The 26565-nt window shown below is 49.9% G+C and carries 22 protein-coding genes; 14 read left to right on the top strand and 8 right to left on the bottom strand.

Annotated features, from left to right (window positions below):
- Nucleotides 1-302: 302 nt before the first annotated feature.
- From ACN5NT_RS19445 to ACN5NT_RS19415, 7 genes are all read left to right on the top strand, one after another.
- The gene (locus tag ACN5NT_RS19445; RefSeq protein WP_419176557.1) at nt 303-2210 is read left to right on the top strand and encodes a fructose-bisphosphatase class III; all 1908 of its coding nucleotides are present in this window, start codon (nt 303-305) and stop codon (nt 2208-2210) included.
- A gap of 9 nt (nt 2211-2219) precedes the next feature.
- Nucleotides 2220-3167 carry a fructose-bisphosphatase class II family protein gene (locus tag ACN5NT_RS19440; RefSeq protein WP_136797793.1) on the top strand — a complete coding sequence of 316 codons (948 nt, stop codon included), beginning with the start codon at nt 2220-2222 and terminating at the stop codon, nt 3165-3167.
- A gap of 305 nt (nt 3168-3472) precedes the next feature.
- The gene (locus ACN5NT_RS19435) at nt 3473-4408 is read left to right on the top strand and encodes an NADH:ubiquinone oxidoreductase (protein ID WP_419176556.1); all 936 of its coding nucleotides are present in this window, start codon (nt 3473-3475) and stop codon (nt 4406-4408) included.
- Between the two features lies 1 nt (nt 4409).
- Nucleotides 4410-5981, top strand: a complete 1572-nt coding sequence (locus tag ACN5NT_RS19430; protein WP_419176555.1) for a nickel-dependent hydrogenase large subunit — start codon at nt 4410-4412, stop codon at nt 5979-5981.
- Nucleotides 5982-5992: 11 nt separating this feature from the next.
- A complete protein-coding gene (locus ACN5NT_RS19425; RefSeq protein ID WP_419176554.1) occupies nt 5993-6448 on the top strand; it encodes a hypothetical protein in 456 nt (151 codons plus the stop codon).
- Between the two features lie 90 nt (nt 6449-6538).
- Nucleotides 6539-7933, top strand: a complete 1395-nt coding sequence (locus tag ACN5NT_RS19420; protein ID WP_419176553.1) for a response regulator — start codon at nt 6539-6541, stop codon at nt 7931-7933.
- Between the two features lie 136 nt (nt 7934-8069).
- A complete protein-coding gene (locus ACN5NT_RS19415) occupies nt 8070-8732 on the top strand; it encodes an NAD(P)/FAD-dependent oxidoreductase (protein ID WP_136797788.1) in 663 nt (220 codons plus the stop codon).
- A gap of 283 nt (nt 8733-9015) precedes the next feature.
- Here ACN5NT_RS19415 and nhaA read toward each other — a convergent pair whose 3' ends face one another.
- Complete coding sequence (nhaA, locus tag ACN5NT_RS19410) at nt 9016-10212, bottom strand: Na+/H+ antiporter NhaA (RefSeq protein WP_136797787.1); 1197 nt, start codon at nt 10210-10212, stop codon at nt 9016-9018.
- Between the two features lie 459 nt (nt 10213-10671).
- Between nhaA and ACN5NT_RS19405 the strand changes: the two genes are divergently transcribed.
- Nucleotides 10672-11562, top strand: a complete 891-nt coding sequence (locus tag ACN5NT_RS19405; protein WP_419176552.1) for a pentapeptide repeat-containing protein — start codon at nt 10672-10674, stop codon at nt 11560-11562.
- A gap of 3 nt (nt 11563-11565) precedes the next feature.
- Nucleotides 11566-15099, top strand: coding sequence for a DNA polymerase III subunit alpha (dnaE, locus tag ACN5NT_RS19400; RefSeq protein ID WP_419176551.1), 3534 nt, complete (start codon nt 11566-11568; stop codon nt 15097-15099).
- Between the two features lie 103 nt (nt 15100-15202).
- On the opposite strand, the gene ACN5NT_RS19395 is transcribed toward dnaE, so the two are convergent.
- The 5 genes from ACN5NT_RS19395 to xerC all read right to left on the bottom strand — a co-directional run bounded on the left by ACN5NT_RS19395 (nt 15203) and on the right by xerC (nt 18758).
- Nucleotides 15203-15409, bottom strand: coding sequence for a hypothetical protein (locus ACN5NT_RS19395; RefSeq protein ID WP_419176550.1), 207 nt, complete (start codon nt 15407-15409; stop codon nt 15203-15205).
- A 21-nt stretch (nt 15410-15430) separates the two neighbouring features.
- Nucleotides 15431-15793 carry a hypothetical protein gene (locus tag ACN5NT_RS19390; RefSeq protein WP_419176549.1) on the bottom strand — a complete coding sequence of 121 codons (363 nt, stop codon included), beginning with the start codon at nt 15791-15793 and terminating at the stop codon, nt 15431-15433.
- A gap of 58 nt (nt 15794-15851) precedes the next feature.
- Nucleotides 15852-17258 carry an ATP-dependent protease ATPase subunit HslU gene (gene hslU / locus ACN5NT_RS19385; RefSeq protein ID WP_136797782.1) on the bottom strand — a complete coding sequence of 469 codons (1407 nt, stop codon included), beginning with the start codon at nt 17256-17258 and terminating at the stop codon, nt 15852-15854.
- Nucleotides 17255-17785: an ATP-dependent protease subunit HslV gene (hslV, locus tag ACN5NT_RS19380; protein ID WP_136797780.1), complete on the bottom strand. Its 531-nt coding sequence runs from the start codon at nt 17783-17785 to the stop codon at nt 17255-17257. Before hslV ends, hslU begins: the two co-directional genes overlap by 4 nt.
- A gap of 67 nt (nt 17786-17852) precedes the next feature.
- A complete protein-coding gene (xerC, locus tag ACN5NT_RS19375; RefSeq protein WP_136797779.1) occupies nt 17853-18758 on the bottom strand; it encodes a tyrosine recombinase XerC in 906 nt (301 codons plus the stop codon).
- Nucleotides 18759-19024: 266 nt separating this feature from the next.
- On the opposite strand from xerC, the gene ACN5NT_RS19370 reads away from it, so the two are divergent.
- From ACN5NT_RS19370 to ACN5NT_RS19350, 5 genes are all read left to right on the top strand, one after another.
- On the top strand, nt 19025-19273 hold the full coding sequence (locus ACN5NT_RS19370; RefSeq protein ID WP_136797778.1) for an exodeoxyribonuclease VII small subunit: 249 nt from the start codon (nt 19025-19027) through the stop codon (nt 19271-19273).
- Nucleotides 19248-20144 carry a polyprenyl synthetase family protein gene (locus tag ACN5NT_RS19365; RefSeq protein WP_419176548.1) on the top strand — a complete coding sequence of 299 codons (897 nt, stop codon included), beginning with the start codon at nt 19248-19250 and terminating at the stop codon, nt 20142-20144. The genes ACN5NT_RS19370 and ACN5NT_RS19365 overlap by 26 nt, the downstream gene beginning before the upstream one ends.
- Nucleotides 20145-20303: 159 nt before the next feature.
- Nucleotides 20304-22226 carry a 1-deoxy-D-xylulose-5-phosphate synthase gene (gene dxs / locus ACN5NT_RS19360; RefSeq protein WP_136797774.1) on the top strand — a complete coding sequence of 641 codons (1923 nt, stop codon included), beginning with the start codon at nt 20304-20306 and terminating at the stop codon, nt 22224-22226.
- 74 nt (nt 22227-22300) lie between these two features.
- Nucleotides 22301-22930 (top strand): metallophosphoesterase family protein, encoded by a 630-nt coding sequence (locus ACN5NT_RS19355; RefSeq protein ID WP_419176547.1) that lies wholly within the window; start codon nt 22301-22303, stop codon nt 22928-22930.
- On the top strand, nt 22869-23996 hold the full coding sequence (locus ACN5NT_RS19350) for an Lrp/AsnC ligand binding domain-containing protein (RefSeq protein ID WP_419176546.1): 1128 nt from the start codon (nt 22869-22871) through the stop codon (nt 23994-23996). Before ACN5NT_RS19355 ends, ACN5NT_RS19350 begins: the two co-directional genes overlap by 62 nt.
- 3 nt (nt 23997-23999) lie before the next feature.
- On the opposite strand, the gene ACN5NT_RS19345 is transcribed toward ACN5NT_RS19350, so the two are convergent.
- Nucleotides 24000-25013, bottom strand: a complete 1014-nt coding sequence (locus tag ACN5NT_RS19345) for an NAD-dependent epimerase (protein ID WP_419176545.1) — start codon at nt 25011-25013, stop codon at nt 24000-24002.
- Nucleotides 25014-25172: 159 nt separating this feature from the next.
- On the bottom strand, nt 25173-26444 hold the full coding sequence (locus ACN5NT_RS19340) for a class II fructose-bisphosphate aldolase (RefSeq protein WP_136797766.1): 1272 nt from the start codon (nt 26442-26444) through the stop codon (nt 25173-25175).
- Between the last annotated feature and the right edge of the window lie 121 nt (nt 26445-26565).

Below are 26565 nucleotides of genomic sequence, written 5' to 3'. Positions count from 1 at the left end.
CCGACGAACCCCACCGGCTGGTCAACGAAGAAATGTACGTCATTATACAACGATAAGCCCAGATAACGTACATACATCTACGTTCTTTGCCCACAACACGCTATCTTCTTAACAGACCAGTATACTAAGGAATATTGCGTCGATTTCCACCAATTCAATTTGCGACAATATGGTGCAAATGCTAGAATAGGCAACAGTTAAAGTTAATTTCAGCAGCAACGATTTCGCTATTGGCCAATGTGCTGCGTGCTAACCCTATCTCCTATTTTTTAGTCCAATCAGGTTTTTTTGGAGGCCTCTTAATGGTCACGCCCAATACGGATATTTCAGATAATACAGATACAAATACGACAGCCCTCCGTCAACAGCCCCAGGGCCACATCAAGGTTGGCGAGATTGACCAGCTTGTCAATAAGCTGCTGCAGCTGGAAAGTGCCTTGAACGCCAATATCCCTACCACCCTATGGATCAGCGACCTTCATGGCGAAGGAGACAGGTTTAAATCCATTTTGCGCGGCCGATTCGGCATGCTTTATCAGACCTGCCGGGAAGCCTTGCCAAATACCTTCAGCTCGGAAAAAATCCAGTACCTGGTCCGCATAATCCGCAGAAATGAGTATTTCAAGGATGAAGCCATCACCATGGATATTCAGGATACCATCCTCTGTCTGGTGGAGGTGCTGAAATACAAAATTTCCAACAGGATGTACCAGGTTCACGAGATCATCAAACCTGAATTCCGTGACGCCATTACCCGCCTGCTTGCCGGCCTGCCCGTACCTGACCCTATATTTGAAGAAGAGATCATCTCCCGCAGGCTCATCGCTCATCTCTCTGTGGCTATACGGGATATCCTGCTCGACAGAATAGAGGTAGTCGGTGATATTTTCGACCGGGGCTCCCAGCCGGATAAAATTATCCGTATCCTCTCATCCCCCTATTACCGTGGGATTGTCGACTATGTATACGGCAATCATGACATCCTCTGGATGGGTGCAGCCTCAGGCAATCTTTCTCTCATAGCAGAGACACTCCGCATAACCTGTCGCTACGATCATTTTGAACTGATGAACCGTTTAAAGTTCGACACCCGCCGCCTGGCAGAGTTTGCCTCGGCCACCTACCCTGCTGAAAAAGTAACCGGCAAATTCAAAGCCAGGACTGATCTTGGCCGCTCCATGGAAAAAGCGCTGGCAATTATTCAGTTCAAACTGGAAGAACGTACAATTCGTGATAATCCCGAATATGATATGTCTTCCAGGCTCTGGCTCGAGAAGCTTGCCTCCATGCTGGCGGCTGGCGATACCAAAGGGTTGAACGACAACCATTTCCCCACTATTAATAGAGAAGATCCACTGGCTCTGACTGACGAGGAGCAGGAAATTATAGATGATCTGGCTCAACAGTTTGCCACCAACACCAAACTCAAACGTTTGCTCGGCTATTTTTTCACCGATGGAAAAACCTACCATATCCACAGCAACACCCTGAATATCCACGCTTTGGTGCCATCCACTGCCGACGGACAATTCGACGAGTTTATGGGCCGCCGGGGAAAGAACCTGCTCGACAACATTCAAGATATGATTGGCAGGGTTGGCAAAAATTATCTGGAGGGCAAACAGCAGGTAAAGCGTGATCAGGATCTGTTTTTCTATCTCTGGTGCGGACCTAAATCACCCTTCTTCGGCAAACACGCCATGAAAACCTTCGAGCGCTATTTCCTGCTCGACCCGGAATCGCATGTTGAAAACACGCTTTACTGGAAAGACAATATGCAGACCAAAGCCTTCAAGAAAAAACTCCTGGAAGAATTCGGTGTACAGCGTGTGGTCTTTGGTCACACACCGGTTAATTATATGAAAGGTGCCAGAATGGCCAGCGAAGACGGTGTTGCCATCAACGTGGACGGTGGTTTTGCAGAAGCCTACTATAATCGTGGCCACTCACTGGTGCACACGCCCCACCAGCTTTACGGCATAATCCTCCCCACACCAACCGAGATCAAGGAGGCAATGCAAAAGCTCGAATCGGCCCCACTTGATATTGAGCTGATTGATGAATTCAGCCACCCCATGAAGATCAGGGATACCATTGAGGGCAAAGCTCTGATGGAACAACGGGATAAAATCATGCAGAAAATTCGAGAATTCGCCACAATCAATGGACATGGCCAAACCTCTACCACAGAAACCGCAGTACGGGACTAAATTACAATCATGAATACCAACTACGGAATGGAAATTGTTCGGGCAACGGAAATCGCAGCTCTTACCGCCGCCCGAATGCAGGGCCTGGGCGACCACGATGATATTCTCAACACCACCCGTGCCGCAATCATCAAGACCTTGAATCGCATAAATGTGGACGGCACTATCATCAACGACCGTTTTAACGATCGTGAAGATATCATCCCCCTGCCCAGAAAAATCGGCCGGGGAGGCGAAAAATCTGATGTAATGGCGATCGCTCTGGAGGGTTATCACAACGCCTCAGACGGTAGAAACAACGTCACATCTTTTGCCGCCATTACCACAGCAGGATCGATCCAATCGGTCCCCAATCTGGCGATGTACAAGATTGTGGTCGGGCCAGGAGTCGGCAACGTTATTGACATCAACCAGCCGCCGATAGTCAACGTCAAACGCACAGCCCGGGCATTACGTAAATATACAGAAAATGTAACGGTCTGCATTCTGAACCAGGCACGGCACCACCAACTCATCCGGGAAGTTCGCAGCTGCGGTGCACGCATCAAGCTGATTGACGAGGGAGAAATCTCAGGCTGTCTTGCTGCCATCACCGGCCAGAAAGCTGATATTTACATGGGATATGGCTATGCACCCGAGGGTGCCATGGTCGCCGCAGCCATCAGTTGCCTCGGGGGATACTTTGAAGGTAAGATTTTTTATGAAAATGACCGCGACAGAGCCCTGGCCGCAGAACACGGTATCAAGGACTTCGACAAGACCTTCAGGGCCCAGGATCTGATAGGCAGTAAAGAGGTCGCTATTGCCGCAACTGGCGTTACTGACGGAGAATTCCTTGAAGGCGTACAATTCACGTCCAATGGCGCAGTAACCTATTCCTTCATTGCCCGAGGCGAGACCCATACCAACCGTAAGCTTGAATCACGGCACTTCTTCGACTACAAACCAGTTTTTTAGCTTGATTATTGTAGAAAATAGAATGCAAAATGCAGAGTAGAAGAGAATAAACGCTCTGCATTTTGTTCTATCGCGCTTGTTTCATGTTGTTTTGTACTGAATATCTCTTTATTATCAATTTGACACGTTCGTTCCGATAGTACCCGTGTAGCATCACGGCCAGGGAAAAGGGAGAGGCCAAGCTCGCCTGGGCATTTGTTTCAGCTTCAGGTCCATTCGCCGTTTGCATCTCCTGAACCAGGAAGCAAAGCTGTACCCACTACCTTGCTGAGCCATGTGCATATTGCATGGATGAGGAGACTTGTGTGAAGCCCACTCTATTCTGGTTACAAGGTGCAGGCTGTGGCGGGGACACTGTGGCCCTGCTCAACGCCGAATCGCCTGACATTATCGAAACTCAGGATGCCCTGCGCTTCGAAATACTCCACCATCCTTTCTTCTCCGACAGAAATGCAGATTCATCTGTAATTATTGACAAAATATCGTCAGGGCAAATCAAGTTAGACGTTTTTTGCCTGGAAGGTGCAATCACACTCGGGCCTGAAGGAACCGGCATGTTTCAGACGGTCCAGGGTCGGCCGAAGCACGAGATCATTCGCATCCTCGCCTCCAATGCACGACTTGTCTTTGCCATCGGCACCTGTGCATCTTATGGAGGAATCAGCCACGCCTGTGATCCCGACGCCATCGGCCTGCAGTTTACAGGTGACCAGGCAGGAGGATTTCTCGGCAGAGATTTCAGGAGCTTAGACGGATTCCCTGTTATCAACCTGCCTGGCTGCCCCGTGCACCCCACAGTACTGATAGGAGCAGTCAGCGGTTATCTCCATGCCAACGACTTGCCTTTAAACGAATTCCAGGCTCCTCTCGAGTACTATTCCATGCTGGTCCATCAGGGATGCACCAGAAACGAGTACCATGAATTTCGAGTTGAAGAGACCGACTTTGGTCAAACGGGCTGCCTGTTTTATCATCTCGGCTGTCATGGCCCACTCGCCCACGGCCCCTGCAATAAACTGCTCTGGAACAACCGTAACTGCAAAACCAGAAACGGTGTACCATGTTTTGGCTGCACTCAGCCTACTTTTCCAAAACCTGAGCCATTTTTCCAGACACCTAACATTGCAGGCTTGCCTATAAATCTTCCAGATGGCGTAGACAGGCCACACTACCTTGCCTACAAAGGTATGGCAGCCGCCGCTGCACCCGAAAGATTGAAACAAAGAAAGTCGAGGGTCTGAGATGAACAGAACCGCATCCAGCGTTATCAATATGCCAATCAATCGTGTTCAGGGGGATCTCGAACTTGCTCTTGAGGTTCAAGCCAACAAGGTTACCAACGCCTGGTCTTCCTCTACGCTTTATCGTGGCTTTGAAAATATGCTCAAAGGCCGTGGTGCTCGTGATGGACTGGTCATCACCCCAAGAGTGTGCGCTCTCTGCTCCACCGCCCATCTTTTCGCAGCAGTCACCGCACTTGAACAGATCTGCGATGTCACTCCACCCAACAACGCAATCCTGGTTCGTAATATTTGCCTGTTGGCTGAGCATGTGCAGAGTGATATCCGGCATGGAGTACTCTCCTTTTTCAAAGACTTCATGAATCCCGCCTATGCCGGGCTGCCACTTTATGAGGAGGCGTGCAGGAGATACGCATCCCTTCGTGGTGAATCCGTCATCGAAACAATACGTATGACCAAGAAGATCCTCGAGGTTGTCGCAATTTTCGGTGGTCAATGGCCTAACTCATCGTTCATGGTACCCGGAGGCATTGCCGGTATTCCCTCTTTTAACGATCTGGTCAGCTGCCAATATATCGTCAACCTGTTCCGCAGCTGGTATGAGCAGCGTATCCTCGGATGCACCATCGAACGCTGGTCCGAAGTACGCAGTGAAATCGACCTGCAGCGCTGGATGAACGAACAGGAAGCTCACTTCAACAGCGACCTTGGCTTTTTCATCCGTTTCTCTCATATGATCAGGCTTCACGAACTCGGCGCTGGCGATGGTAATTTCATGAGCTTCGGTCATCCCCATTTACCAAACCAGGCCCCCGGAACTCATGTTCAACCAGGCAATGAACATGACTCCGGTATACACACCGACTCCTCCAATACCCTCGGCATTGACACTCATTTTGGAGCTGGAGTCATAATCGACAACATTTTTCACCCTTTTGACCAGAGCAAGATCAGCGAACACGTGGCCTATTCCCATTTCAAGGACTATAACGGTGGCAGACATCCTTCCGAAGGGATTACTGATCCTGTCACTGCGCGCTATGAAAAAGTAAAATATTCGTATGCCAAAGCGCCACGCTACGATGAGTTGCCCGTCGAAACAGGGCCGCTGGCTCAGATGCTGGTGAGCAGGAATCCGCTCTTTACCGATATTGCCAGATCACGGGGCCCAAATGTCTACCTGCGCGAGATGGCCCGCATTGTCAGGCCCGCCATACTGCTGCCCAAAATGCACACATGGCTTGAGCAGATTGACGCCAAAGCCCCCTATTACACTACCGTCGGTTCCATACCAGATGGTAAAGGTCACGGGCTCATCGGTGCCAGTCGGGGCGCACTTGGTCACTGGGTTGAAATAGAGAACTCGCGCATAAAACGATATCAGATAATCACCCCGACCAGCTGGAATGGTTCACCACGGGACCAAAACAGCATTCCTGGCCCCTGGGAAAGTGCGGTTATCGGAACCTCTATAGAAAATAGAGACAACCCTATCGAGGTAGAACATATTATCCGCTCTTTTGACCCTTGCCAGTCCTGCTCGGTCCATACCGCTCAAAAGGCCAAAAGGTAGGACATTCGCCTATGCGTATCCGCATAATCTGTATAGGAAACAGATTCTTCCAACCGGATAGCGGTGGTCCCCGTGTTCACGATATACTGCTTGGGATGGAGTTCCCTGCTGCGGTGGAATGTATTGATGGTGGGTTACATGGGCTCAACCTACTGCTATTGCTTGAGGACGTAGACCACGTCATCTTTGTAGATTCTGTTAAAGGCTTTCTGCCGGAAGAAGTGAATGAAGGAGTGGTCATTGTTGAAGATCCGGTATTTGACCTGGAATACCAGGAAAATCACGACCACAACTCAGGCCTGGCGTACTTGTTACGCACTGCTCCACTCGTAGTCGAATCTGCCATGCCGGGAATCTATCTGATAGGGGTGGAGGGTTTTCCAAGTTCAAGGCTCTGCGAAGAAGCTGCCCGAAAATGCCGGATACTTGCCCTGACTCTCCTCAAATCCACAGCAATAAAGGCATAAACTCAAGGCAGGGTGTAGTGACCGAGACCTCACCTCGATATTTCATGTTGAGATGAGTAACTGCCCCATCGCTTTACACATAAATAGAATATGGACAAGGAACTCAAAGACAAGTATCAAAAACTTCTCGTGGAAAACCAGATACTCTTGCAGGAACTGCTTGTTGCCAGGAAAGCCGCCGACATAACGGCTGACCTCGTCGCTGAACAGTTTGCCAATCTTGATGTCGTGGTAAAAGACCTCGACACCCGTGCGCGAAATGAAAAAAACCTACGAGAGGAGATGAGCCTGGCACGACGTGAGGCTGAAGCGGCCAACGTGGCCAAAAGTGATTTTCTGGCCAACATGAGTCACGAGATCAGGACACCGATGAATGGAATTATCGGCATGACAGACCTGGTGCTTGGCACCCTGCTCGATGAAAATCAGCGGCAGTCCCTGAACCTTGTTAAACGTTCAGCCAACCGTCTCCTGCAGGTAATCAACGACATCCTCGACTTTTCCAAAATTGAATCCGGCAAAATGCGTCTGGATCCGGTGGATTTCGACCTCAAGGATTTACTGGACAACTGTATGGCGATGTTTGCCCTTTCGGCGAAAGAAAAAGGTATCTCACTCAAGTGCAAACAAAGCCCTGATCTGCCCAGATATATCCGCACCGACTCCATACGACTCATGCAGATTCTGATCAACCTGATCTCGAACGGGGTTAAATTCACCGACAGAGGCACTGTAACCCTTGAAGTTTCCTGCCTGAACCATAAAGCTGACAACGAAGCCTATATAAAATTCAGCGTGATAGATACAGGTATAGGCATAGAGCCCCACAAACAGAATCTCATATTCGAATCATTTAGCCAGGCAGACTCATCCATGACCAGAAAATATGGTGGTACAGGACTCGGCCTGGCAATATCTTCTAAACTTTCAGAGTTGATGGGCAGCAGGATTTATCTGGAATCCACCCCTGGTGAAGGATCAATATTCTGGTTTGTCTCAATCGTTGAATTGGTACCGGAAAAAAATAACGAGATCGCCTCTGCCACTTCACTGATTAGCCCCCCCGACAATGCAGTACGACTGCCACCCGGAATACGAGTCTTGCTCGCTGAAGATGAACCTATCAATCAGACCCTCGCTGTCGCTCTGCTCACCAAAATGGGCACTTCTGTAACAGCAGTCTCTGATGGCCTGGCAGTGTTACGCGAGATTTCTGCAAACAGCTATGATCTGGTACTTATGGATCTCCAGATGCCGAAGCTGAATGGTTTTGATACCACCAGAGCTATACGGGAACTCGACGGCCCTGCAGCTATTACTCCCATAGTTGCTCTCACCGCGCATGCACGTGCAGAAGACAGGCAAAAATGTCTTCAGGCAGGCATGGATGATTACCTGAGTAAACCCATAGACTTCGCCCAGCTCGAAACCACTCTCTACCGACAACTCAGCCACCGCAAAGTCATGCTCCTCGAGACCGATTAATACATCCTTTGAACTTTCCTTCAGTTCCGGAACTCTTGCAGAGATAATCTCACCGGGTATTATAGTGCATAAAATTATACCCACACGTATCGCTATCTAATTAACCTAATAGAACTCTTAGCTAAGGAGAACAGTCATGTCCAAAGCAGACGGTCCCAAGGGCGCTATCTTACAACGAGATAAAAAAACCTACGCCATCGTCCCACGTATACCTGCAGGTGTGATCACCCGGGAAAACCTCAAAGCCATCACAGATGTGGTTGATAAGTACGATATCCCAATTGTAAAAATCACCTCCGGACATCGTTTGGCTCTTGTTGGTATGCCTGAAGAACAGATTATGCCGATTTATGAAGATCTCGGTATGATTGAAGGCAAGGCAATGGAGCTTTGTCTCCACTATGTACAGGCCTGCCCGGGAACCGAAGTGTGTAAATTCGGTATCCAGGATTCCCTTGGCTTTGGTATGAAGCTTGAGGAAATATTCTCCGGTATCGAGATGCCTGCCAAATTTAAAGTGGGTGTATCAGGCTGCCCATTTCTTTGCGCAGAGAGCCTGGTCCGTGACCTCGGCCTGATTGGCAAGAAAAAAGGCTGGACTCTGGTATTCGGCGGAAACTCCGGTCGAAAAGTACGTGAAGCCGACGTGCTGGCTGAAGATCTGTCTGAAGACGAAGCTATCGAACTGTCACGTAAATGCATTGACTTCTATAAGGCGAATGCAAAAAAGAAAGAACGTGCCAGCACCTTCGTCGCCCGAATTGGTGTTGAAGAGCTTAAAAAGGCGGTTCTCCAATAGCCTGTAGGAGTAATACGCAGTTTCACTATGAGGTAATACCAGGATCCGCGAGGCTGGCACCGTCTGCACTTACCAGAATTCCGAAGCTATCCGCCACATCTGGAACTCGCGCAAACGACAAAAGGCCGGCACGTTCATCACGTGTCGGCCTTTTGTCGTTTAAAGCTGATATATTACTACGCTCCGTAGAGCATCAACTCATCACGGAGCTGCAGTCATCTGAAGAGATGATCTGAAAGCGAGCCACTTGCTCCGGGCCTGAAGCTCGCTTTTGTTACTACTGTCACTGCTGTACTTCGTTATCTTTCAAGGTGGATTTCAAGAGTAAATACCCGAAAATACCCGAGGCAAGGGAACCGATTATGATTCCAAGGCGTTCATCAAATACCAGTGCCATATCCGCAGCCCCCTCAAAAGCCAGCGAACCGATAAAGAGACTCATGGTAAAACCGATACCACAAAGCGCCGCTGTAGCGTAGAGTGACTTGAAATTCATGCCTTTCGGCATATCGGCCCAGCCCATTTTAATAGCGGCCCAGCAGAATCCGAAAACACCAATCTGCTTACCAAAGAAAAGTCCCAGAGCAACACCCACCGGAACTCCATGCAGGAGGTGCTCGGCGGTCATGCCGGAGACGCTGATACCTGCGTTAGCGAATGCAAAGACCGGCAGAACCAGGAATGCGACAGTTGTGTGCAGATCATGCTCGAGTTCCTTCAGCGGAGAACTCTCAGGGTTTGTCTTATCTCTAAGCGGAATGAACATCGCCATCAAAACACCGGCCAGCGTCGCATGAACACCGGATTTCAGCATACAGGTCCAGAGTATGATGCCGATAATGAGATACGGACTCTTAGATGCCACCCCACGCTTATTGAGCACGTAGAGAATAGGCAGACAAAGAGCAACCGCAACCAGTGCCGCTATAGAGAGCTCTGAGGTATAGAACAAAGCAATAATGAGAATCGCCCCAACGTCATCAAAAATTGCCAGTGAAGTAAGGAACACCTTGAGCGCAATCGGTACTCTGGAACCAAGTAAAGAGAGCACACCGAGCGCAAAAGCAATATCGGTAGCGGCCGGAATTGCCCAACCTTTCATTGCCACCGGGTCGCCGGAGTTAAAAAAGATGTAAACAAGGGCAGGGATGGCCATACCGCCAATTGCGCCAATACCCGGCAGAATGATATTACGCTTATCGGCCAGTTCGCCTTCAAGCACCTCCCGCTTCAGCTCCAGCCCGACCAGAAAGAAAAAGACAGCCATCAGACCATCGTTAATCCACAGCAGCAGTGGTTTGGCAATATCCAATGCACCAATCCGCACCTGCACGGGGGTGCCCAACAACATGTCGTAATAGATCTTCAACGGTGAGTTCGCTAGAATTACAGCCAATGCCGCTGCGAACATCAGCGTGAGACCTCCCGCTGACTCCAGCTTAAAAAACTTCGATATGAACGAATCCTTCTCGTTTATCATTTGGTTCTCCAATTCATTTTTTCATGAGCCTAATTCTCTGGTAAAAATCAAGATACTTTGAGAATAGCTTAATTCCTTATTCCAATATCAACTCTTATGTGGGTAAGTTTTTAAATTTACGTGAATTGCAAATCAACTCCCCAATATACTAGCATCGATAAGCCTGACTATCCATGCCAGCCGGCGAATTTGTCCCTGAATTTTTTCAAAAACTTACTCTATCAATGCCTGTACTCTCAATCTTCAATCACGGCCTGAACCGGATTCTCACTCCATCTGCCTCAAAAACACCTGATAACCTGCATGTGACCATATAACCTGCCATTCCATTGACAAAAGAAGATCCGCCTCCCCGCGTTCTTCTCTTTCAAGTGCAATATGCTAAGGCATATGATAATAATTACCGACAGAGTTCCTGAAACATATATAGTGCTATCCACAGATGCCACGGATGAAAATATGGTTTGCAAAGCCTCAATATTGTATCTGTTAGCAGCGATGATGCTTATCTCCGGCTGCGGTCCTAACACTGTCTCGCAGATGAAAAAGGCAGGCATATCCCCGCTTAATGCGAATTCTGTAGAGACATTGATCATTGACCAGACGTTACATTTCGAAGCTCGTGATTTTAATGCAAACCTTTCTTTTCATAATGGAGGCATGCTGAGCGCCCGTAACAATGCAAATGCTACAGATACCGGCACCTGGGATATAACCACCGAAAACATGCTCTGTTTAACATTCAAAACATGGTACTTCGGCGATACGAACTGTTACACTCTCTACTTGGAAGAAGACCAGCAGCGTTACATCCTCTTCACCAAAAACGGAGCCAGATATTACACTGTAAAACGCCTCAACGCAAGCAAAGTCGGAAGGTTGGGGCCAAAAGACATGACGAAAACACATGTTACAAATCGTAACACACCTCTTAATAGCCCCAATATACAATACGATTCAGATACCAACCGGTCCATGTCGCCCTCTCACCCAAACAGGTCGGAATTCAAATTTTTAGTTGCTTCCACTGCCCGGGATTGCCCGGGATGTGATCTGTCGGGACTCGACTTGAGCGAGTCAGATCTTTCAGACGCGATATTGTCAAAAGCCATTCTATCAGGTACAAATCTCCATTCATCGGATCTTCGCCGGGCTGACCTTTCAGGCGCTGACCTCTCCGGTGCAAATCTTACAGCAGCCAACCTAAGTAAAGCGACGCTCAGAAACTGCAATCTTCGTAATGCCGATCTCAGCGGAGCCAATCTTACCATGGCCGATTTCACCGGTTCAGACGTAACCGGAACCATACTCCAGGCCACCCACCTGGACAGAACTACAGGAATACACTGACCTATGTCTGCAGGTTTTACCCATCTACATGTCCATACCCAGTACAGTCTTCTTGACGGTGCCATCCGCCTTCCTGATCTTTTGAAAAAATGTAAAGAGTACGGTATGGAAAGCGTGGCTATCACCGATCACGGTGCCATGTTCGGCGCGCTTGAATTCTATACTAAGGCCAAAAAGGCAGGCATCAAACCGATAGTTGGTTGCGAGTTATATATCGCCCCGGAAGACAAGACCTTCAAGAAACCGGTTGATGGCCAGATCGCCTACCATATTGTACTGCTGGCCATGAACATCACCGGTTACCAGAACCTCATGAAAATGGCCAGTGTGGCCCAGCATGAAGGTTTTTACTATAAGCCAAGAATCGATATGGAAACCCTACGAGAGCATAACGAAGGGGTTATCGCACTCACCGCCTGCCTTCATGGCCAGATTCCGTATCTCATCGGCAAAAAGGACATGGCAGGAGCGCGGGCCAAGACCCGTGAGCTACTGGATATCTTCGGTGACCGGCTCTATTTTGAACTGCAGGAGAACGGTATTCCCGAGCAGGACCCTGTCAACAGGGGGCTCATGCAGCTCAGCAAAGAGTTTAATGTCAAGCTGGTGGCTACCAATGATTGCCACTACCTTAACCGCGAAGAGGCACATGCCCATGAGGTGCTGCTCTGCATCCAGACCGGTAAGACCATCAACGACCCGAAGCGTTTTCGTTTCTCCACCGACGAGTTTTACTTCAAATCGCCGGATACTATGCGCAAGGCCTTCTCCTACTGCCCGGAGGCAATAGCCAACACCCAGGAGGTAGCTGAGCGTTGTAACCTTGAGATAGATTTCGGCAATTACTATTTCCCCGATTTCCCTGTACCTGAGGGAGAGACCCTGGATTCCATGTTCATTCAGGCCTGTGAGGATGGGCTGAAAAAACGATTCGCCAAGATGCGTGAATCAGAAGAGGGCCTCACGCCCGAGAAGGAACAGGAATATCGAAAACGTCTCGATATAGAGATAGGCGTTATCAATACCATGGGTTTTCCCGGCTACTTCCTCATCGTCGCCGACTTCATCAACTGGGCACTCGATAATGATATCCCAGTAGGTCCCGGACGTGGCTCAGGCGCTGGAAGCCTTGCCGCTTACTGTATGGGTATCACCAATCTTGACCCCATGCCCCACGGACTTATTTTTGAGCGTTTCCTCAACATCGAACGCAAATCGATGCCTGACTTCGACATCGACTTCTGCATGGATCGACGCGGCGAGGTCATTGACTATGTGCGAAAGAAATATGGTGGTGCCAAATATGTGGCCCAAATCGTCACGTACGGAACAATGAAGGCGCGCGGAGTAATCCGCGACGTAGGCCGAGCATTGGACATCCCCTTTAGTGACGTTGACAAGATTGCCAAACTGGTACCGGACCAACTCAAGATGACGCTCGAAAAGGCACTTATTGAAGAGCCGCGACTGCAGGAGGCAGCCAATCAGGACCCACGGGTTAACGAGCTGATCACTGTCTCCAGAACACTTGAAGGTTTGGCACGTCACACAGGCACCCACGCCGCAGGTGTCGTTGTTTCGCCAGGTCCCATGACCAGGTTCCTGCCCACCTGCCGTGGCAGTAATGAAGAAACAGTCACTCAGTATGACATGAAACATACCGAGATGACCGGCCTGATTAAATTTGATTTTCTTGGTCTCAAGACCCTCACGGTAATCGATAAGGCTGTCAAACATATCAAATCGGACATAGGTATCGATCTTGACATCGACACCATCCCGCTGGACGATTCGAAAACCTTTAAACTTCTCTGCGACGGCGACGCCCAGGGCGTGTTCCAGCTGGAGAGTTCCGGCATGCGTGAACTGCTGGTGAAGATGGCGCCCGAACAGTTCAGCGACCTGGTCGCACTGGTCGCCCTCTACCGTCCCGGCCCGCTCGACTCCGGTATGGTTGACGATTTCGTGGAAACCAAGCATGGCCGTGCCACTGCCAACTATCCGCTGCCCCAGATTAAACCCGTTCTTGAAGAGACATACGGTGTTATCGTCTACCAGGAACAGGTCATGAAGATTGCCAATATCCTGGCCAGTTACTCCCTGGGCGATGCGGATATTCTCCGGCGGGCCATGGGTAAGAAGATCCCCGAAGTCATGGACGAAGAGAAAGTAAAGTTCATGAAGGGCGCCCTGGCCAATAAGATCGATGAGAAGAAAGCTGAATATATCTTCGATTTAATGGCCAAATTTGCTGGATACGGTTTTAACAAGTCCCACTCAGCCGCCTATGCTCTGGTCTCTTACCAGACTGCCTACCTGAAGGCACACTACCCTGCCCAGTTCATGGCCGCTCTGCTCAGTTGCGATATGACCAACACCGATAAGGTGGTCATGTATATCAGCGAGTGCAAGGAACATGACATTGAAGTACTTCCTCCCGATGTAAACGAGAGTTTCAAAGACTTTACGGTTATCGATGACCGGGTTCGTTTTGGCCTGGCCGCTGTGAAAAATGTTGGTGAATCCGCCCTCGACTCGATTATCGAAGAGCGCGAATCAAACGGCAAGTTTTCCTCTCTTTCAAATTTCTGCAACAGGGTTGATTCCCGAAGGGTTAATTCAAGGGTAATCGAAGCATTGATCAAATCAGGCGCTATGGACTCCCTGGGGTGGAAGAGATCCCAGTATTTTGCCATTATCGACAAGGCCATGGAGCAGGCAAAGGCTGTACAGCGCGATCTGCAAAGTGGTCAAATGTCCCTTTTTGGGGTAGCCCAGGAGGTTGGCGAGAAGACAGAAGTAAATGAAATCCTGCCACCGGATATCCCCGAGTGGGATGAGCGCACCAGACTGGCCCGAGAAAAGGAAACCGTAGGTTTTTACATCACGGGCCATCCGCTCGACGATGCCCTGCCGGAAATTCGTTCGGTTACCGATGCGGATATTCAGGGACTTGAGAACTGGGGTGATGAACAACCGGTTCGTGTTGGCGGCCTGATCAAGACCTGCAAGTATCACAAAACCAAGAAAGGTGACCCCATGGCCTTTCTCACGATGGAAGATATTCTGGAAACAGTTGAGGTAGTGGTATTCCCAAGTGCCTACCCGCATTGCGAGCACCTCTTGCAGTCGTCCGACCCGGTAGTGGTCCAGGGAACTGTGCAGCAGGATGAGCGCGGGCCCAAGATTCTGGCGGAAAACATCGACACCCTCACTGATGCCCGGGAAAAATATACCGAAATGGTCAAGGTAAAGCTTGATGCGGACAAGATCAGCAGAAAGCAGATCGAGCAGGTCAAAAAGACCCTCTACCAGTTCCACGGCTCCTGCCCGTTGCGACTCACCTTGCACTTCCCCGGCAGAGGCGAGGTGGATATCGATCCCCCCCAGGACCTCACTATCAGGCCATGCCGGGAACTGACAGACCGGATGAAAGAAATTCTCGAATTCAATGCGGTCAGTTTCACCCGTAAACCAATTATGCTGACACCCCGCAAAAAGAAACAGTGGGGAAACGGTAAACCGGCTGGCAATTAACCCAAAGTTCTCATCAGCATTTTGCCCGAATAAGGAAAAGGGCTGCCCCTCGTTGAGGAGCAGCCCTTTTTTCCTTTACGGCACTATCATTTCAGGCCTCTGATCAGCCAAACCGTAACCCACACTCAGGACATTCACTGTTCTGGCTGGGAACAAAACTGGTATTGCAGGCAGGGCAGACGGTAGAAGCCGCATTCTCATCGAAAACAGCATCGGCCACCTGCAGATCACTCTCTTTTAAGCCAGTGGTTTGCAGATACTCTTTTTCGAGTATTGCCACCGCTTCACTGGCATCGGTTGCTCTGACCACCAACTGGAGGTCCGGACCGCCTCAGCCCTTGGCGCATCCAGCGGCGTCACCATTCAAAAGTGCCGGGATACGGTCTTTGGCCAGCAGGATCTGATACGGTTTCAAATCCCTGAGTTTGCCTTCACGGATGGCTACCATAGACTCGCCATCCGCAATCTCCATCGAGCGGGCAGTAAACCCTTGTTCTTTGCTCGTGAGCTGACCCAACCGCTCTTCACCTGATATCAGCTCTACCTGGCAATGAACACACCGTTCTACATCCAGGCGATACTCCTCATTGCACTTTGGGCAGTAGCTCATTTCCAGATCAACGCCGAGCCGGACGGCATCAGGATTCCCCCGTTTTGCCTCTTTTTTTTCCAATCCAAACAGTTTTCTAAACATGTTTACCAGTTGCGGTTAAGGACGTATGGGAGAAGCACATCCTTCTCCCATGAATATATTACAGAATATATCGGCTCAGGTCCTGATCCTGAACAATATCTCCGAGCTGCTCGCGCACATACTCACCGGTGACAGTGAATACTTCGTTGCCCAATTCAGATGCCTCAAAAGAGAGTTTATCGAGCACGCGCTCAAGCACTGTATGCAGTCGACGCGCACCGATCTCCTCGGTTTTCTCATTGACCTGAACGGCGATATCGGCCAGCTCTTCGATACCGTCCGGAGTGAACAGCAACTCGATCCCTTCAGTCGCCATCAAAGCTACATACTGTTTGGTGAGAGCATTTTCAGGCTCGGTAAGGATACGGATGAATTCGTCCCTGCCAAGAGACTGCATCTCGACCCTGATCGGGAAGCGTCCCTGCAACTCAGGAATAAGATCAGAAGGCTTGGCCACATGGAAGGCACCACTGGCGATAAATAGAATGTGGTCGGTCTTTACCATGCCATACTTGGTGGAAACAGTTGCCCCCTCGACAATCGGCAGTAAATCGCGCTGCACACCTTCCCGGGAAACCTCAGGACCGTGGCCCCCTGATGAGCGGGAAGCGATTTTATCGATCTCGTCGAGGAAGACAATACCTGACTGCTCGGTTCGCCGCAGAGCCTCTTTGGTAACCTTATCCATGTCAACCATTCGCTCCACTTCTTCCTTGGTAAGTGCTTCCATCGCCTCGGGAATCTTCATCTTATGATTCTTTTTCTTGCGCGGAAACATTCTGGAAAACGCGTCCTGGAGGTTATTTTGCATATCCTCGAGGCCTGAGGTGGTTCCCATTATCTCGATTGTCGGGGTTGACTTGGACTCCTCTAAAGCCAGCTCGACCTCCCGCTCATCGAGTTTACCATCTCGCAACATCTGACGGAATTTTTCGCGGGTGGAGTTATCCTGGGCCGGCGCACTGGTGGCAGGGAGCTGATAATCAGGCATGGTGAAGGAACCCTCGCCATCCGGCCCGGTTGAAGAGGCGGATGCCGGACTCGGGGGCAGGAGCAGATCAAGGATCTTATCTTCGGCGCTTGCCTCAGCGATACCCTGAATTCGTTTTTTCTCTTCATCCTTGACCATACTGATGCCCAACTCCACCAGGTCTCGTATCATCGACTCGACATCGCGACCGACATAGCCAACCTCGGTGAATTTTGATGCCTCCACCTTGATGAACGGCGATTGCGCGAGAGTCGCCAGGCGCCTGGCAATCTCTGTCTTACCGACACCGGTGGGCCCTATCATAATGATATTTTTCGGCATAATCTCTTCACGCAACGGTGAAGGCACCTGCCGTCTACGCCATCTGTTTCTGAGGGCAATTGCCACAGATCGCTTGGCATCGGCCTGGCCGATTATGTATTTATCCAGCTCTGCCAGTATCTCTTTAGGGGTAAGTGAATCGTTTGGTTTCATATTTTCTCAACAACAATTGATTGATTAGTGTAAACGCAGATTGAGCCGGCGATCTCAAGACTGGTCCTGGCGATCTCTTCTGCTCCCAGATCACTTTTCTGCACCAAGGCAAGTGCTGCCGCCTGGGCGTATGGACCGCCTGAACCAATTGCCAGAACGCCATTATCCGGCTCGATGACATCTCCGGTGCCGCTGAGCAGCAACGAATGGTCCTTATCCACGGCAATGATCATTGCCTCCAGCCTCCTGAGCATTTTGTCCATTCGCCAGTCTTTGGCAAGTTCAACAGATGCGCGCATGAGATTACCGTTATACTGCTCCAGCTTCTGCTCGAGCTTCTCAAAAAGGGTGAAAGCATCTGCAGTAGCACCGGCAAAACCAACTATTACCTGGTCTTTATACAAACGGCGTACTTTACGGGCATCGTGTTTCATGACGGTGTTGCCCAAAGAGACCTGACCGTCACCTGCGATTACGACTTCACCTTTATGCCGTACCGCCAGAATTGTTGTTGATCTGATTTTCATTATGAACCTTTAGTGTTTGAGAATTGATCCCTTTCACTACAATTATGTTTTTATAAGATATTTTCGATCATTCTCCAGTGGAGAGCGGGTGCGCTTTGTCGTAGACATCCGTCAGATGATCGAGGGTGAGGTGGGTATAACGCTGGGTCGTGGACAAACTTGCGTGGCCCAAAAGCTCCTGAACTGAACGCAAATCCGCCCCCATCTCAAGCATATGGGTGGCAAATGAATGCCGCAATGCATGAGGGGTGACTATCTGGGTTATCCCGGCCCTTTCTCCATAAGCCCGGACGAAACGTTCTACACTGCGAGCAGTGAGCCTACCTCCCCTGTTATTCAAAAACAGGGCCTCAGTAGCTGCTTGTTTTCCCCTTGCAGCACAAGCGAAGAGCAGGTGCTGACGCAATGGAAGCCATGCATTCAAAGCTTCCAGGGCAGGCCTTCCAACAGGAACAATTCGCTCCTTATTTCCTTTGCCCCTCACCTTAAGCACTTCCTCATTGAAATCAAGATCTGTTAAATTTCGGGAAACAAGCTCGGAAACACGCATGCCTGTCGAGTAGAGCAACTCGAGCATCGCTGTATCACGCAGACGAAACGTATCCTCCTCTCCCGGTGCCTCGAGAAGGGCAAACGTTTCATCCACTGTCAGGAATACCGGAATAGCCTGGCCGACCTTCGGCCCGGTGACTCCAATCAGAGGATCCGCCTTGATCACTTTATTACGGATCAGGAACCTGAAAAAAGAACGGAGAGCTGATAACTTTCTGCCAACTGTTGCACCACTGTTGACACCATGCATGCTCACCACAAATGAACGCACCTGGTTTGAATCTATCTGACGGACTTCAGGATCTTCTCCTAGAAAACGCATAAACTCATGGAGGTCACGGCTATAACCGCTTATAGTGTGCTCAGAATATCCCTTTTCAACTTCGAGCCAACGAACGAATTGTCTGATAGCCTTATGCATAATGTGTCTTAATGAGCTACAGTAATGGGTTTGAGGGGTAAAAGTCTGCCCCTGATTTTCCTCTTTATGGTAAAAACAACACAGGCCGCAGTAAGATTCATAGAATCAACCCTTGCATGGATAAGAACGGGTCGATATATTCACAGCGGAAATCAGTATGGGGATTTCTGTAGTAACTAATCCCGGATAAAACTGTATAACTGGTCTCTTTCTATACAGAATAGAGGCGAGGTTCAACCGTTTTCCCGAACCTTCGGACTAACGTTATGGCAAAAAAAACATTTGAAGCCGCACTCTCGCGTCTTGAGCAGATCACTCAGGAGCTGGAAGAAGGTGAATTGAGCCTCGACAAGAGCCTCAAAAAATTTGACGAAGGTATTCAGCTGGCAAAGTTCTGCAATGAACAACTCGACCAGGCCAAGGCCAAGGTAGAACTGTTGCTTGAGAAAGACGGAGAAATAGAAGCTGTACCATTTACAGAGAGCAACAGTGAACATCAAGACCTACCTGAGTAACCAGAAAGCTGTAGTTGAGAGAGCCCTCGAGCAATATATGCTTGTGGCTGACGGCCCGTTTGCCGCACACCTTGAGGCAATGCGCTACAGCCTTTTTGCCGGAGGGAAACGGTTACGACCAATTCTTTGCCTGGCGGCAGGACAAGCCGTAAGCGCTGAAACCGACAACAGCGAAAACCTGTTGCCCATTGCCTGCGCCCTTGAATGTATACATACCTACTCGCTGATCCACGATGATCTGCCCGCCATGGATGATGACGACCTGAGACGCGGCAAGGCGACAAATCATGTTCTTTACGGTGAAGCTGGAGCAATACTTGCCGGTGACGGGCTGCTTACCTATGCGTTCGATCTATTGAGTAATGAACGTCTTGGGAATTTAGATGCCGCACGGCGCTTAAAAATTATCAATATCATTGCCAGGGCAGCCGGCCCTGAGGGAATGGTTGGCGGTCAGGCACTCGATATCGCAAGCGAAAACACCAGTTACCCCTTCGAAGTACTGCAAACCATCCATCGCAATAAGACTGGCGCGCTTATCACCGGATCTATCCAGGCTGGCGCGATCGCCTCCCACTGCTCTGAAGATGAATTGCGGCAGCTCACAGCTTATGGAGATAATGTGGGTCTCGCCTTCCAGATTATTGACGATCTGCTCGATGCCACTGCCACCACTGAAGAACTCGGCAAAACCGCCGGCAGTGATGAAGAACGCGGCAAAGCGACATACCCTGCCTACTTTGGCATAGAAAAAACCAGATCCCTTGCCAGGCAGGCCGTTGATCGTGCACTCGAATCACTGACCGGGTTTGACAACCAGGCCGAACCGTTACGCGCCCTGGCCAGATATATTTACACGCGTGGAAATTGACATATGGCGACCGGATAGTCTGTTTTTTCCGAGTAGACAAAGGCTTCTGACTTGCAGATGCCTAAAGTTGTAGTACACTGACCTGATTGGAAACCGATTTTCTGCTTTATACGCCGACATTGCCCCAATAACGATGCCGGCTCTGCTTCTTTTAACGACATGCTTACCACACTCACACAAGATCCGGAGACACTACTGCTTCCGAAGGTAGATTCCCCGAAAGACATACGCGATTTCTCCCTCGACGAGCTAACCGCTCTGGCACAGGAGATTCGGGATACCATCATCCAGACAGTCTCTAAAACTGGTGGGCATCTTGCACCTAGTCTCGGTGTTGTTGAATTAACAATTGCCCTGCACTACATATTTGACAGTCCAAACGACAAGCTCATCTGGGATGTTGGCCATCAATCCTATGCGCACAAGCTACTCACCGGACGTCGGCAACAGTTTGCCACCCTACGGCAGTATAAAGGTATGAGCGGCTTTCCTAAATTCAGTGAAAGCGAGTACGATGCCTTCGAGACCGGCCACAGTTCCACCTCGATTTCAGCCGCACTCGGCATGAACGTTGCCAAAAGTCTCAATGGCAGCAATAAAAAAGCTATCGCTATTATCGGTGACGGCTCCATGACCGCAGGTATGGCATTTGAAGCATTGAACCATGCCGGTCATCTCAATAAGGACCTGATCGTTATCCTCAATGATAACGAAATGTCCATCTCTCCAAATGTTGGTGCCCTCTCCAGCTTTCTCAGCCGCAAACTCACCGGCCGCACAATGCGCCGGGTAAAAAACCATATTGAAGAACGCCTCACCGCTATCCCCAATGTAGGTGAAAACATCCTCAGCATTCTGAAAAAGAGTGAAGAATCGTTTAAGTCGTTCTTTACTCCCGGTATGCTCTTTGAGGCTTTCAAATTTGATTATATCGGCCCGATCCTCGGCCACGATTATGAAGAGCTCATTCCGGCCCTGCGCAGCGCACGTGACAATTATCACGGTCCAACCCTGATTCACGTCCTTACCACCAAGGGCAAAGGGTACGAACCTGCTGAGAAGAACCCTGGAGCCTATCACGGTGTCGGCCCCTTCAGCATTGAAACAGGTAAACCCCATGCGTCAAAGGGTGGTGTCAACTACACCAAGGTCTTCGGCAAGACCATTTGTGACATGGCCGAACAGGATGACCGAATCACCGCCATCTCTGCTGCCATGGTCGCCGGGACAGGCCTTTCCGGATTTGCCGAACAATTTCCCGATAGGTTCTTCGACGTAGGCATTGCCGAACAGCACGCGGTGACATTTGCAGCCGGGATGGCCACTGAAGGTAAACGCCCTGTGGTCGCGATCTACTCAAGCTTTTTGCAACGGGCCATGGACCAGATCATCCACGATGTGTGTATCCCAAATCTGCCAGTAACCTTCGCCATAGACAGAGCCGGCGTAGTTGGCGATGACGGCCCGACACATCACGGTGTATTCGATGTCTCTTTTCTGCGCTTTATCCCTAATCTGGTTTTTATGGCGCCGAAAGATGAGGAAGAGTTGCAACACATGCTCTATACCGCCGTCAATTACGATGGTCCGGCTGCTGTGCGATATCCTCGCGGTGCCGGTGAAGGTGTTGAGATGAGCGATGATCTCAAGGAGATGGAAATCGGCCGAGGCGAACTGCTCCTGGAAGGCGATGATGTGCTCCTGCTGCCGGTGGGCAACAGGGTTGCTCCGGCAATGGTTGCCGCGGCACGACTTGAAGAACTCGGATTTTCAGTAGCGGTTATCAACCCTCGCTTTATCAAACCGCTCGACAACGACCTGATCTGCAGCCTGGCTGAAAAAACAGGTAGAATCGTTACTATAGAAGACAGTGTTATTGCCGGCGGCTTTGGTTCGAGTATCCTGGAACTTCTCAGCAGTAAAGGGATGCACCATGTTCAATGCAGATTACTCGGCTACCCGGACAATTTCATAGAGCACGGCCCCCAAAGCACCCTCTGGAAAAATTCTCATCTGGATTCCGTATCAATCCTTCATGCCGCTCTCAGGATTATGGATAAAGATCCACTCAAGTATCTCTAAATTACGTTCCGGGCGGCTCCTGCTGCCCGTTATCCGGCACAGCAGCGACGTCAGTCATCTATCGTAATCAGTCAATGAAAATCCTTATCGTATCTGACATCGTCAACGAGACAATACTGGCATACAAGGATGGTCAGCCTTTTCTGGCCGGCATTGATCTGATAATCAGTTGTGGTGATCTTCCGCCTGAATACCTCACCTCCCTGCGAAGCCGATACGATGTGCCGCTCTTTTATGTGCTCGGCAATCATGATCTGAGATATCAGACCTCGCCACCAGTAGGCTGCCGCAAAATTGACCGGAGATTTATAGAATATAACGGACTGCGAATATTAGGTTTTTCAGGTAGCCGCTGGTATAATGGCAACCAGAATCAATATACAGAGAGACAGATGACTGGTTTTATTCGTAAGATGTGGTTTACACTCTGGCGAAAAAAAGGTTTCGATATCCTTGTCAGCCACGCCTCACCGCGCTATATCAATGATGCGGAGGACAGATGCCACAGGGGATTCCATAGCTTCAGGCAGCTTATTAACCGTCACCAGCCCCGATACCATCTACATGGACATATCCACAAGCTTTTCGACAACGAATCTGATCGTTTTGCCACTCTTGGGGAAACTGAGATAATAAATTGCTATGACTACTACATCCTCGAAATCGAGCCCTCTTGCACGACTGAAACAACTGATCACAGGTAAGGGAGCCGCCCCAAAAGACCAACTGCAAAACTTTGGCGAGCGCCAGGAAAATGAGCAGGCTTACGACTCTGTAGACCGTGGCACATCCATGATCCCGCTCGACAGGATCGTCGGCAGCGTCGGCCGATACCGTGATTTTGACAGCCAGTTTAACCCGAAGAGAGCCGAGGTCTCCCGGGAGCGCATCAATGCCATCTCCGAAAGAATGCGAAACGGTCGTTCCCTGCCGCCAATTTCGCTTTACCAGATCAAGGATGATTACTTTATTCTTGACGGTCACCACCGGGTAACCGCCGCCAAAAATCTGGGCCATACCCATATCAAGGCCTGTATCCTTGAGCTACTGCCATCCTCGAATACTATTGAAAACAGGCTCTACATCGAGCGTACTGAATTCAGGGATGAAGCTGGGCTCGCCAATACACTTGACCTTACTGAACTCGGCAAATTCTCCCGCCTGAAATGGCAGATAGAACAACACAGAGAATTTCTCGCCAGCCAGAGTCATCAGGAAGTCAGCTACAAGCAGGCGGCCGCTGACTGGTACCGCACCATTTATCAACCACTGGCCACGCTTATTGCCAAAAGCGGTCTGGTGAAGTCCTTTCCAGGTCGAACTGTCGATGACCTCTATCTCTATATCTCCTTGCATCAATGGGAGAAAGGCAGTAACAGGAAATACGGTATCGGTATCGATAAACTTATCCCCAAGGACATGGAAGAATTTCGCAGAAAAATGGCAGAACATACCGAACAGGAATACCCGGAGATGCGACGGGAAATCATCGCCTTTATCCTGCTGAACGTGGATGGTCAATACGAGCAGCGAATATTCGACAAGCTGGCGGAGCTGGATGAAGTGCGGGAGATCCACTCTGTACACGGGTCAATCGATATCATCATCAAGGTCGTGCTGACCCGTGACCTGCTCTCATCGGATGCGGAACTGCTTACCCAGTTTCTGCTCTCGACCATCAGGCAGTGGAAAGGCGTACTCGCCACCCAGACATTACTGCCCGGGATGGCGATCGTCAAAGGACCACGGGGGGGAAACAACTCACTGTAGGGCTTAGCCTATCTTGAAATATCCCTTGTACCAGTCAACAAACTTGGCCACACCGTACTCAAGCGTGGTACCCGGAGTGTAGTCCATGTCCCGCACCAGATCATCCACATTGGCATAGGTGGCCGGCACATCCCCCGGCTGCATGGGAAGAAAGTTCTTATCCGCTTTTCTGCCCAGACAATTCTCCAGTACCTCGATATAACGAAGTAACTTTTCCTTACTGTTGTTTCCGATGTTGTAGACTCGCCATGGGCAATATGAACTTCCTGGATCAGGTGCGTCTCCACGCCAATCAAAATTCGGTTCAGCAGTCTTGAAAATTACCCGGAAGACACCTTCTACGATATCGTCTATATAAGTAAAATCCCTTTCCATATTGCCGTTATTGAAGACGTTGATCGGCTCGCCGGCAAGAATAGCCTTGGTAAAAAGGAAGAGGGCCATATCGGGGCGTCCCCATGGTCCATACACTGTGAAAAAACGAAGGCCGGTAGTTGGTAGCCCGAAGAGATGGCTATAGGTATGTGCCATCAGCTCGTTGGCTTTCTTGGAAGCCGCATAGAGGGATACAGGATGATCGACATTATCATGGACCGAAAACGGCATTTTGGTGTTCGCTCCATACACCGAACTGGAGGAGGCATACACAAAATGCTTTACACCCGAGTGGCGGCAACCTTCAAGCAGGTTAACGAAACCGACCAGGTTTGAATCCACATACGAATGGGGATTGATGAGCGAATATCGAACTCCGACCTGGGCTGCCAGGTTGACCACCGCATCAAATGAATGCTCCTGAAACAGTTTCTCCATGGCAGGCCGGTCTGATATATCCATATCGAGATGGGTGAAACTCTCACCCTCAGCCAGTGCGGCCATACGGTCGCGCTTTAACTGCTGATCGTAGTAATCATTCACATTATCGAGGCCATAAACCTCAACCCCGTTGTCCTGCAGCTTTTTACAAAGATGCGCGCCAATAAAACCGGCTGCACCGGTAACCATTACCTTTTGCATGGTAATCTCCCGCGTCTATGATGAAGGTACATGATGAATGTGTCTTTGGGGGAATACGCCGGGCTGTTCTACCTGTTCGCCCGGCTTGGGCTGTCGGATTGCAGACTGTACCGGCCGGTACAATTCGACCGGTACTTAAAATGTATCAGTGGATTGGGGCTAGTCGTCAAAATCTCCTTCCGGGCCTTTGTCGACATCGAGAGTGCTGGCTCTCTCTATGATCTTTTCCCTGCTCCACTCGGAAAGTTCCTCTATAATTTCCGCTTTCGGGCCAAGATCATAGCTGCCTTCTTCAAGCAGCAGATCTTTTGCGATGGTTGCGGTACCTTCAGCATTAAATACCCCTGTCAGCATCTGGTAGACGAACTCCTCTACCCGCTTGGCCATACGATCGCGAACAGGTTTCTCCTGGGCCATAATGCGTATTTCAAATGGCAGGTTCAACTTCTTGTAATTCCCGCCCTTCCAACCCTGTGAATCGGCATATGCCACCATTTCCTGCCAAAGCACATCCGATACACCTTCAGTTGAAATTTTCTTGAAGTTACCGTTACCGTCGAGAATGGCATTACCATCATCGTTCACTTCAAGTCCCCAACTGACCATCTGCAGCGCTGTCGCGACATTGGCCTTGGTGGTGTGGGTCTGCCCGGCAATGGCCCGTAATTTTTCTGAACTGTTACCACTGGTACCATGCTGAGCACCGGAAACACCGTATGGCTCCAGGGCCTTGTGGATCTCCGCAGTGAGGCCAACCTGAATCCCCTGCCCGCTCGCTTCCAGGCCGTGGGTAGTACCGTTGTTCAAGGCAATCCAGTCGGCTGCTATTCCATAGGCGTTCAGACCCTTGATGAGAAACGATGCGTCAGCAATAGTGGAAAGGCCCTGCTCTCCCTTGATCTCTCCGACCTCGGTTTCGAGCCCGGCCCAGGAAGGGATCAGACTGTTCAATTCAATATTGGCCAACAGATTCAGATCATCGGCCATATGAGAGGCGTCTACGGCAATGGAAGTTATTCCGGCATCGAACATTGACGGAATCTCCATTTTGGCGTACGCCATATCCGCATCATTCTTGATCCCGTAATGATCGGCGTGAATCGCTACCGGCACCGTCACATCAAGCTCGTTGCAGAGTGCATCAACCTGTCTGGCGATATTGTAAAAATTTACCGGGCAGTAGGTACTTTCGGATTTGGCGATTTCAATGATTATCGCCGCATCAGCACGCTGTGCGGCCTGAAGTGCACCGCGAATGACAATATGGCTTCTGCCATTGGCCGCAATGGTCATGGCCTTACCCTTGGCGAGCATAGCCCGATCGATTACTTTACCACTGACGATCAAGGCCTGGGAATTCGGAAATAACCTGGTAATGTTCGGTGGCCTGCCTATACTCAACACTTTCTTATATTCTTCCGAGAGACTCATATTCTCCTCCATACTCGAGATATATCTTCGACAAAAATGCTCCATGCACACAGATGAATGCGCCAACCCTGCAACGCATGGAAAACAATAAAATGTTTATCTAATCTTATTTATACTGCAC

The organism is Desulfosediminicola sp., from assembly GCF_048381775.1.
In the GTDB taxonomy this organism is placed as follows: Bacteria; Desulfobacterota; Desulfobulbia; order Desulfobulbales; family Desulfocapsaceae; genus Desulfopila; species Desulfopila ganghwensis.
This window is presented reverse-complemented; position numbering and strand designations above follow the sequence as displayed.